This is a genomic window from Limosilactobacillus galli (assembly GCF_947381495.1).
Classification (GTDB): domain Bacteria; phylum Bacillota; class Bacilli; order Lactobacillales; family Lactobacillaceae; genus Limosilactobacillus; species Limosilactobacillus galli.
In genome coordinates this window covers 1-9,880 of record NZ_CANCWK010000054.1, presented here as the reverse complement: position 1 = coordinate 9,880, position 9,880 = coordinate 1, and the positions used below count along the sequence as shown (strand labels likewise).

Annotated in this window: 8 protein-coding genes; 5 read left to right on the top strand and 3 right to left on the bottom strand. The window is 55.3% G+C overall.

Annotated elements, in window-relative coordinates; all coding sequences use genetic code 11:
- Positions 1-146: 146 nt before the first annotated feature.
- Entirely contained in the window at positions 147-1,364 is a 1,218-nt protein-coding gene (locus QOS10_RS08515; RefSeq protein WP_283595045.1) for an MFS transporter, read from the bottom strand.
- Positions 1,365-1,428: 64 nt separating this feature from the next.
- Entirely contained in the window at positions 1,429-2,796 is a 1,368-nt protein-coding gene (locus tag QOS10_RS08510; protein ID WP_283595043.1) for an MFS transporter, read from the bottom strand.
- Positions 2,797-2,928: 132 nt separating this feature from the next.
- Between QOS10_RS08510 and QOS10_RS08505 the strand changes: the two genes are divergently transcribed.
- The 5 genes from QOS10_RS08505 (at position 2,929) to QOS10_RS08485 (ending at position 7,852) form a co-directional block, all read left to right on the top strand.
- Positions 2,929-3,786: a metallophosphoesterase family protein gene (locus tag QOS10_RS08505; protein ID WP_283595042.1), complete on the top strand. Its 858-nt coding sequence runs from the start codon at positions 2,929-2,931 to the stop codon at positions 3,784-3,786.
- 126 nt (positions 3,787-3,912) lie between these two features.
- On the top strand, positions 3,913-4,182 hold the full coding sequence (rpsN, locus tag QOS10_RS08500) for a 30S ribosomal protein S14 (protein WP_104687942.1): 270 nt from the start codon (positions 3,913-3,915) through the stop codon (positions 4,180-4,182).
- 116 nt (positions 4,183-4,298) lie between these two features.
- Entirely contained in the window at positions 4,299-5,474 is a 1,176-nt protein-coding gene (locus QOS10_RS08495) for a hypothetical protein (protein WP_283595041.1), read from the top strand.
- Positions 5,475-5,612: 138 nt separating this feature from the next.
- Positions 5,613-6,176, top strand: coding sequence for an alkyl hydroperoxide reductase subunit C (gene ahpC / locus QOS10_RS08490; protein WP_283595040.1), 564 nt, complete (start codon positions 5,613-5,615; stop codon positions 6,174-6,176).
- A 14-nt stretch (positions 6,177-6,190) separates the two neighbouring features.
- A complete protein-coding gene (locus QOS10_RS08485) occupies positions 6,191-7,852 on the top strand; it encodes an FAD-dependent oxidoreductase (protein WP_283595039.1) in 1,662 nt (553 codons plus the stop codon).
- A gap of 291 nt (positions 7,853-8,143) precedes the next feature.
- On the opposite strand, the gene QOS10_RS08480 is transcribed toward QOS10_RS08485, so the two are convergent.
- Positions 8,144-9,667: a gluconokinase gene (locus tag QOS10_RS08480; protein WP_283595038.1), complete on the bottom strand. Its 1,524-nt coding sequence runs from the start codon at positions 9,665-9,667 to the stop codon at positions 8,144-8,146.
- Between the last annotated feature and the right edge of the window lie 213 nt (positions 9,668-9,880).

The window sequence follows — 9,880 nt, the reverse complement described above, 5'->3', positions numbered from 1 at the left end:
ACGCCCTAACGGGCGCTAAAGGGGCCTATCCATCCCATGACTAAAGTCACGGGATTTCCGGCCAAACATCATTAAAACAGGCACCAAGCACCAGAGATTTCCGGATGCTTAGTACCTGTTTATTCATATAATCAAAATTTTAGCAACTATGCCTTCTTCGGTGTCCTCACCATCAGAACCAGTGCCAGGTTAACCAGCAGCGTCAGCCCGGTGACGGCGAAGACCATCGGGTAAGAAGACAAACCAGAGATAGCGGACCCCAGCAGGGAACCGAGCACGGCCCCGCCGGCCTGGAAGGACTGGTTGTAACTGAAGATCCGTCCAAAAGCCTCAGTTGGCACGTCTAGCGTCAGCACCGTCTGGGTGGCCGGCATCAGGGCCGCGTTGGCCAGCCCCAGCAGAAACCGCCAGAAGGCCAGTGACCATGGTGAATGCGTGAAGGTCATCGGGATGAAGAGGACGAAGGCGACGGTTAGGCCGACCCGCAGGACACGCTCGGGCCCGATTCGGTCCATGGTGTGGCCAATCTTGGAGGCGGCGATCAGGGTTCCCAGACCAGGCGTAGCAGCGACAACCCCAGCGACGAAGGCCACGTTCCCGTGGTTATGCATCAGTGACCGGACATACAGACTAATGATCGGGTCGATGGACATCGTTGAGGCGGTCACGATCATGGTGGTCAAAAACATCACGAAGATCAGCTTCGGGTTGTCGAGTTCCTTGACGATCTCGCCCATCGGCTTCATAGCCGCCTTCTGGATCGGCTTGAAGTGCTCCGTGGTGAGAAGCCAGGTCGAGAGGAAGACGGCAAACATCAATCCCCCGGTGATGAAGAAGGGCACCCGGTAGCCGAAGAAGCCGGACAGGGCTCCACCGAGCAATGGGCCGACCAGGTTACCAGCCACCCCGGCAGTGGTCATGGCGGCCATGACCCAACCGGAACGTTGGTGCGGTGTTTCGCCGGCCATCATCGCTGTGGCGTTGTTGATGTACCCGGAGAAGACCCCCTGGAGGAAACGCATGCCGATGATCATCCAGACGCTCTGGGAGAGCCCGGTAACGAAGATGGTGCAGGCCATCACCCCGGACGCCCGCATGCACATCAGCTTCCGACCCTTTCGATCGGCTAGGCTGCCCCAGAATGGGGAGACGATCGCCTGACTGATGAAAGTCATGGCGAAGGCCAGGCCGGAATAGAAGTTCAGCTGAAAGCGACTGAAGTGGCCGAGCTCATTGATGAAGAGTGAAATGAAGGGCATCGTCATTGAATAGCCCATTCCCGTGATGAAGGCGCCCATCCAAAGGGTATAGAAGGTGCGGTGCCAGCCTCGGGGAAATTTACCAGTTGCTGCTGGAGAATCCATTAGCGAAAAAATGCCTCCTTGATTAAAACGATACTTATTAGGATACGCGCAATTGGCGTGAAAGTTAATGCTTTTGTTTCGTCGCCAGGTAGCGGGCGAAGGTCAGGAGCATCAGGATGACCAGCAGGACGGTGACCCACATGGAGATCCGGATCCCGGTGATCAGGGATGAAGGGATACCGGCGATGACGACCAGCATCGTGACTGAGACGGCCCCGAAGATCTGGCGCAGGGTGTTGTTGAGCGCCGTCCCGTGACTGTTTTCTGCCCGTGACAGCTGGGAGAAGGCCTCCGACAGGGCTGGACTGAAGACGCAGGCGTTGCCGATCATCCGAACGGCGTAGGCAATTGTCAGGACCCAGAGTGAGGACTCCCGGGAGATGGTGACCAGCGGGATCGAGGCCAATAGCATGATTACGCCACCGGTGATGATCAGCCACTTCGGTCCGTATTCGTCGTAGATTCGGCCGACGATGGAGGCCGCAATAGCGTTGCAGATTGCTCCCGGCAGGAGGATCAGTCCAGAGATGAAGCTCCCGGTATGGGTGACGTTCTCCGTGAAGATCGGCATCAGCTGTTCCGTCCCCAGCAGGACCATGAAGGCGAAGATGCCGACGATGGTCATCAGGCGGAACGAGGAGTACTTGAAAATCTGGACCTTGAGCATCGGGTTAGTAAGGTGGAATTGCCGTTTGACGAAGACGGCGATCACGGCCAGCCCAACAATGAGCATGGCCAGGCCAACCCAGGCGTTCACCTGGAAGGCAGTCAGACTGCCCAGGGTCAGTCCGGCACCGATCAGGGAGATCAGGACGGAGAGGTAGTCGATCTTGATGTCGCGGGGCTGGGAGAAGTTGGCGAGCTTGAAGTAGCCCCCGATCCAAGCTAGGACCATGAACGGCAGGACCAGGATGAATAGCCACCGCCAGGGGAGCACTTGCAGGATGAAGCCGGCCAGGGTCGGCCCGATCGCCGGTCCCGCCGAGATCACCAGGCTGGAGAGGCCGAGGATCGATCCTCGCTTCTCAATTGGGTAGATCGAGATCATGGTGGTCATCTGAAACGACATCAGCATCCCGCTGGCACAGGCCTGGATCAGCCGAGCCAGGAGCAACGTGAAGAAGTTGGTGGCGAAACAGCCGAGCAGGGTCCCCACAATGAAGGTCCCGATGATCCCCAGGAAGACGTGACGGTTGGTGAACTTATCGTACATGTTGGACGAGAGCGGGGTGACGATCCCGATGATCAGGGTGTACCCGGTGGTCAGCCATTGGGCGGCGTTGAGGGAGACGTGGAGGTCATGCTGGATGACCGGCAGTGCGGTGACCATCATCGTCTGGCTGGCGAGGCTGATGAAGGTCGAGAGCAGGAGGATGATGGTGATCAGGCGCCGCGTGTGGTTGCTAATCTGAACAGTTTGCGGTTGTGACATGGTAATTTCCTTTCAATAATAGTGTCCTAACCAGTCTATCACTAATTCCGGCCCGATCGTCAAGGGGCAATTGAGTGGTAATTTGTGCTTGCTTCGGCTATATTTAATATAGTAGAAAGGAAGGGAGCAAGCGTGAAAAAGAAGATTGCGGTATTTTCAGACGTGCATGGCAACCTGACCGCCCTGCAGGCGATGTATCAGGATAGCCTTGACCAGGGGGTGGATGAATACTGGTTCGTTGGGGACCTCCTGATGCCGGGTCCGAGTGTCAATGAAATCTGGGCGCTGGTCCAAAAGATGGCGCCGACCGTCATGGTGCGGGGCAACTGGGATGACCTGGTTGTCGTCAGTGCCCGGGGCCAGATGGGCATGGAGAAGCCGTCCCACGTCTACTTTGGGCGCCTGGCTCAATATGTGGCTGAGCACGCCGCACCAGGCCTGGTCGATACGCTTGCCTCGTGGCCGCTGCGGGTAACTCGGCAGGTGGGCTCGCTGAACTTTGGAATTTCCCATAATCTGCCCGACCTGAATATGGGTCAGGCCCTGTTCCCAACCAACGACTCGGCCAACTTCGATCAGTTGTTTACCCCCCCGGCCGGTCAACCGGATATCGATGTGGCCATCTACGCCCACGTGCACCACGACCTTTTTCGCTACGGGACCGATGAGCGGATCATCCTCAACCCCGGAGCCGTCGGGGAACCCTTCAACCATTGGCCGGCCCTGCAGAAGGACCTGCGTGCCCACTACCTGATTTTGGAGGTGGATGACCTGGGGATGGCCGTCACCAGCTTCCGCCACGTTGCCTATGATCGGGAGCGGGAAAAGGTATTAGCCGACAAGACCGATCTTCCGTACCGGGGCCTCTACCAGAAGATGATGGACACCGGCCTGGCCTATACCCACGACGATGACCTCCTCCGGAAATATAACGACCGTTATCACTATATCGCTGAGTACGAGCGCTTTAAGGAAAATTTAAGCAAATAAGTAGCTTTTTTACTTGTAAAAAGTTAGGAAAAATGGCATAATATATATTGAATGATTATCGCAGATGTTTTGATATTGTTGTTGTAATGTAATGTTGATCAATATTAAAAGGAGAAACATCTATAAATGGCAAAAAAGTCAAAGATTGCTAAATTACATCATCAAGAAGCACTGGTTAAGAAGTACGCTGCCAAGCGGAAGGAATTAAAGGCCAAGGGCGACTACATTGGCCTGTCTAAGCTGCCACGCAACTCCAGTCCGGTTCGTCTGCACAACCGTGACCGGTACGACGGTCGTCCACACGCCTACATGCGGAAGTTCGGGATGTCCCGGATTAACTTCCGTAACCTGGCACACAAGGGTGAGATCCCGGGTGTGCGGAAGGCCAGCTGGTAAATAGATGATGAAGACCGGTGAGAGCGTTTGTTCTCACCGGTCTTTTTTTGTTCTCGCTGGGTATAGAAAAACTGCTATACTAGGGGTAAGAACATATTGAGAAACGGGGGAGCCAGATGAGCGAGCAGGTTAATTATCAAGAATTGGAACAATTGGTTAGTGACCAGTCACGGGTCCACGATGCCGCTTTCTATCGCGATGCACGGCCGCGGACCCAGAAGATTTATGATCAGACGATTCAGATGGGGCAGGATATCCTGGCTGATCGTGATGAGGCCCAGCCGTCACCCCAGACGATGGTAGACATGGTGGTTCAATCGATTAATACGGCGATTAAGGCCCTAAAGAGTAATCCCGTCTTGAGTGCGTCAGCGCCTAAATCAACGGTGTCAAACGCGGCACAGCCCGAGGTGAGGCCGTCAGAAGCGGTTACGCAGGCAACGGCACCACATCAACCGTCTGCGGCGCCCAGTACCCCGACTACATCGGCGTCAGCTAGCTCCCAGCCGACGCATTCACAGTCGACTGCAGCTGCCCAGTCAACATCAGATGCCGATTCAAGTACCAGCGCGAAGGCCTCATCGAATGCAGTCTCTTCGCCATCAACACCTCAGCAGTCGACTACACCGACTCAGTCACCGACTCAGCTAACGGAGGCTGAGCCGCCAATCACGTCGGCCCAACCGATTACGCCCGCAGAGATGAGTAGTGATCAGGAAAGCGCGCAGAGTACAGTGGCAGCTTCAACGGCTCCAGAATCGGCCACCGCTGAGTCTGCAGCGGACAAGGTTGCCTCGGATTCAGCTGCTGGTTCGGATGGCTCAGAATCCGCAACCGCCGAAAAAGCAACGGATAATTCCGCATCGACACCAACTAAATCGGTCACTTCAGAAAAAGTAGGAGATGAGGCTTCGGCTGCGTCCACCACACCAGACGCAGCTGCGTCGTCATCAACAACTCCAGAAAAATATGAGTCCACTTCGGAAACCGCAACTTCAGAAAAGGCAGCGGATAAGGAAGCCGTCACCCAGTCAGCTACCCCTGAATCAGCAAAATCTACGGCAAAGACTCCGGCGGACTCGTCTGCTGAATCTACTTCGAGTTCAGCGGAAGAAGAAAAGAATTCCGATGATGAAAAGAAGACGGAGACCACAGAGAAAAAAGCTGACGCTAAGTCCAACCTGCCGATGGTGGTTCGCCAGAAACCAAACTGGCATCTATTTCCCCAAGCTATTTGGCGGGGACTTCAATGGACACTTGGCTCCAAGAAAGTTCTAAAAATTAGTAAATAACAAAACAAAGGATCGCAACAGTCGGATGTTGCGATCCCTTGTTTTAGAATTAATCTAAATTAGTTCTTGAATATCAGCCGTGATTAGCTATAATGAAAGTGTAGTTAAGAATGATTCTAATTTAAGGAGTGGATATTCATGAATTTTGTCGGACACGAAATTGAAGACTTTAAGGTTAATGCATATCAAGATGGCAAGACGGTTGAAGTTACCAAGAAGGATGTCTTGGGCAAGTGGAGTATCTTCTTCTTCTACCCGGCTGACTTCTCATTTGTCTGCCCAACGGAACTGGAAGCTCTGCAGGACAAGTACGAAGACTTCAAGCAGGCCAACGCGGAGATCTACTCTGTCTCCGAGGATACCGAGTTCGTTCACAAGGCATGGGCAGAAGCTTCTGACAAGATCGGTAAGATCAAGTATCACATGCTGGCGGACCCTGCCGGCAAGCTGGCTCGGATGTTTGATGTCTTAGACGAGGATGCCGGTCAAGCCTACCGTGGTGTCTTCATCGTCGACCCTGATGGCAAGATCCAATCTTATACCATCAACAACATGGGCATTGGCCGGAGCGCGGACGAAATTCTGCGGACCCTGCGGGCGGCTCAATTCGTTCGTAAACACGGTGACCGCGTATGCCCAGCTAACTGGAAGCCAGGTCAGGATTCCATCAAGCCAAGCCTCGACCTTGTTGGCAAGCTTTAATCTGGTGACCGCCAATGACTGAACAACATTTATACGATTTAATCATCGTCGGTGCGGGTCCCGCAGGCCTGTCTGCCGGGCTCTATGCCGGGCGGGCCACCCTGGATACCCTGATTATCGAGGGTGACACGGTCGGCGGCCAGGTGACCACGACATCCGTGGTTTACAACTACCCGGCGGTTGAAAAGGTCGACGGCACCCAGTTGATGAACCAGATGCAGCGGCAGGTAACCGACTTTGGTGTGGCCATCAAGCATGACCAGATCGAAAAGTACGACGTGACGGGCGAGGTCAAGACGCTGACCGGAAAGAGCAGTCAGACCTACCAGGCCCGGAGCGTGATCATTGCTACCGGGGCTAACCCGCGGAAGGTTGGCTTCCCTGGTGAAGATGGATTCCGTGGTCGCGGGATTGCCTACTGTTCGACCTGCGATGGCGAGCTCTTCACTGGCTTGCAGATTTTCGTTGTCGGCGGGGGCTACGCAGCGGCTGAGGAGGCTGACTACCTGAGTCGGTTCGGCAAGCACGTCACGGTCTTGGTTCGTGGCGACCACTTCACCTGCCCACCGCTGACCGCTGCCCGGGCGCTCAACAACCCGAAGGTCAGTGTGGAGTACAATACCGAGATCAAGGAGGTCGCTGGTGACGACTACCTGACCAGTGCGACCCTGGTCAACAACAAGACCGGTAAGGAGACCGTTTGCCACGTCGACGAGGGTGACAACACCTTTGGAATGTTCATCTACGTCGGCACCCAGCCGGCAACCCAAAACCTGAGCGGCATCGTTGAGCTGGATTCTAATGGCTACATCAAGACTGATGATGAAGGTGCCACCAACGTCCCTGGGGTCTATGCCGCCGGGGACGTGATTGTCAAACCGCTACGGCAGATCATCACGGCCGCTGCGGATGGGGCCACTGCGGCAACGGCTGCTGAAGCCTATGTTACTGCGCAGAAACAGAAGCAGGGGATCCCAATCCATGCGGCAGTTGCCAAGAAGCCTGCTAAGACGGTTGGTCAGACCACCCAGCTGGATCACCAGGAAGAGGTTGCGCCGCACCAGGGCAACTGGCTGACAGCGGATATCGACCAACAACTGCGGCCGATCTTTGACCGCTTGACCAAGAACGTCACCTTCCAGGTCAATACCAACGATAGTGAACTCAGCCAGCAACTGGTTAGCTTTGTCACGGAGTTTGCCGGCCTGGATGACCACTTCACGGTGACGACCGTCAAGGGGAACGATCAATACCTGCCAATGCTGAAGCTGTTGGACGGGGATGGCAATGATACCGGCCTGCACTATGCTGGGATTCCAACCGGCCACGAGCTCAACTCCCTGGTTCTTGGGGTCTACAACGTAGCAGGGCCTGGTCAGACGATTGCCCCGGAGATGGTTGATCGGATCAAGAAGCTGGGCCCGGTTGACATCCGGATCGGGGTTTCACTGACCTGTCACTTCTGCCCAGATGTTGTGGCCGCCTGCCAACACATGGCGGCTTTGAATCCGGGGATCACGGCCACAATGATTGACCTTCAGCACTTCCCAGAACTGCGGAAGGAAAAGAAGATCATGTCGGTACCAGCTACGATGATCGGTGCTGATCCGGTTATCTTTGGTAGCCAGTCCCTGGAAGAACTGGTAACGGCCGTCGAAAAGCATGAACAACAATAATAGACCATATGAAATAAGACCGTAACAGAGTTTAATGAAGTGCGTTTTTCTTCAGTGGAATTAAAAGAATTAATCTTGATGAACCGCCCGCACGGAACCCAACTATAATGAAAATGGACATGGTATTGGTGCTGATTGATATCAAGCATTGCTATATTTCGGGGAGAGTTAATTGTAAAATGCAGGACCGTGATGGGGGAGCACCGGTCCTGCCGCAAGTACCAATATCATCCTTAACCAAAAAGCATGAACCGCCAACAACAGCGATTCATGCTTTTAATTTTATCGATATTATTCTTCTTCCTGCAACTGGGCGATTTCATCGTAAGCGGGGGCCAGCAGCTTTTCCACTTGCTTGAAGATCGGCAGGCACTTCTGGTAGGTCGCAACCGCATCGGCATCAGGCAGGTATGATTGGACGTCCCCGATGAAGTCGGTAACTTCATTGAGCTGGTGAATCATCCCCAGACTCTCCATCGCCATGGTGATTGCGCCAAGGCAGCCGGATTCAAATGATTCGGGGATGTCGACCCGGCAGTCCAGCACGTCTGCCAGCATCTGCCGCCAAACCTTAGAGCGGGCAAAACCACCGGTGGCCGTGACGCTCAACGGCTTGCCGACCACGTCGCTGACGGCGTCGAAAACGGTGGCGATGTTCATGCAGATGCCCTCCACCACGGCCCGTAGCATGTCCGCCCGGGTATGGAGTTCGGACAGGCCGAAGAAGGAACCGCGGGCGTTGGCGTTCCAGAGTGGGGCCCGTTCACCGCCGAGGAAGGGGTGGAAGATCAGCCCATGCGCACCAGCGGGAACCCCAGCAATTGCGTGATTGGCAAAGGCGTAGGGATCGACCGGCTCATTCTCTGCCGCATTTACATCGACTAGGTTCTCCACCGCCCATTGAAAGACGTCGCCCCCGTTGTTCAGCGGTCCACCGACGACCCAGCGCTCGTGATCGACCACGTAGCAGAAGAGCCGCTGGTGGGGGTCGATGACCGGATGATCGGTGACGACCCGGACGCCGGCAGAGGTCCCGATGGTGATGGCGACCTCGTGGGACTGGATGGCACCGACGCCAAGGTTGGAGAGGGCTCCGTCAAAGGCCCCGTAGACGAATGGCGTGTCGGCAGGGATCCCCATCTTCTCCTGGGCCACCTTCAACAGGCCGGTCTCCCGGGTGGTGGTGGACACGATCTCCGGCAGTTGGTGCCGTTCGATCTTAGCCAGCTTGAGGGCCCGTTCGTCCCAATCCTGGGTCCGGATGTCCATCATCCCGGTGCAGGAAGCGACCGAGACGTCGAGCTTGAAGACGCCGAAGAATTGGTGGAAGAGGTAGGCTTTCAGGTCCCCGTAGTAAGAGGTCTGGGCCACCTTGGCGGGTTGAGCGCGGTGGAGCCACATGATCTTGGTCAGGGGCGACATCGGGTGGATCGGGGTTCCCGTCCGCTGGTAGATGATCTTCCCCAGCGGTAAGTACTTCAGCCGGCGGGCAACCTTGCCGGCCCGGGTGTCGGCCCAGGTGATGAAGCGGGAGAGGGGCCGGTAATTCTTGTCCAGCATGATGACGGACTGGTTGGCACTGGAAAAAGCGACGGCGAGCAGCTTGCCGTGTTCCAGGTCCGCTTGGGCCGCCGCGTCGTGGATCGTGGTTTCCACGGCATTGACAATCGTAGCGGGATCCTGCTCGGCCATGCCCTGGCTGTTGCGGTAGAGGGCGTACTGCTTGCTGAAGTGACCGAGGACGGTTGCGTGTTCGTCGTAGAGGACGGCCTTGGTGGCGGTGGTGCCGACATCGACACCGATTAAGTAATTCATTGGTATTTCTCCTTCCATCTGAGTAACCGAAGGTAATATATTATCTACCCAGCCCCAAGTCAACAGAATTGCCGATGATATAAAGAAGACATAAAAATTCCCGACCAGCCGTACGCTCGTCGGGAATTTATCATCTAATAGTCAACCACCACGCCCTAAAGGACGTGGCTTGTGAGCAAACACCCTTCTGATGAGTGCTTGAACCACAATTTG

Bases quoted from the DNA above. Each gene is read 5' to 3' on its own strand.
- QOS10_RS08515 (WP_283595045.1), bottom strand. From the start codon at position 1,364: ATGGATTCTCCAGCAGCAACTGGTAAATTTCCCCGAGGCTGGCACCGC.
- QOS10_RS08510 (WP_283595043.1), bottom strand. From the start codon at position 2,796: ATGTCACAACCGCAAACTGTTCAGATTAGCAACCACACGCGGCGCCTG.
- rpsN (WP_104687942.1), top strand. From the start codon at position 3,913: ATGGCAAAAAAGTCAAAGATTGCTAAATTACATCATCAAGAAGCACTG.
- QOS10_RS08495 (WP_283595041.1), top strand. From the start codon at position 4,299: ATGAGCGAGCAGGTTAATTATCAAGAATTGGAACAATTGGTTAGTGAC.
- ahpC (WP_283595040.1), top strand. From the start codon at position 5,613: ATGAATTTTGTCGGACACGAAATTGAAGACTTTAAGGTTAATGCATAT.
- QOS10_RS08485 (WP_283595039.1), top strand. From the start codon at position 6,191: ATGACTGAACAACATTTATACGATTTAATCATCGTCGGTGCGGGTCCC.
- QOS10_RS08480 (WP_283595038.1), bottom strand. From the start codon at position 9,667: ATGAATTACTTAATCGGTGTCGATGTCGGCACCACCGCCACCAAGGCC.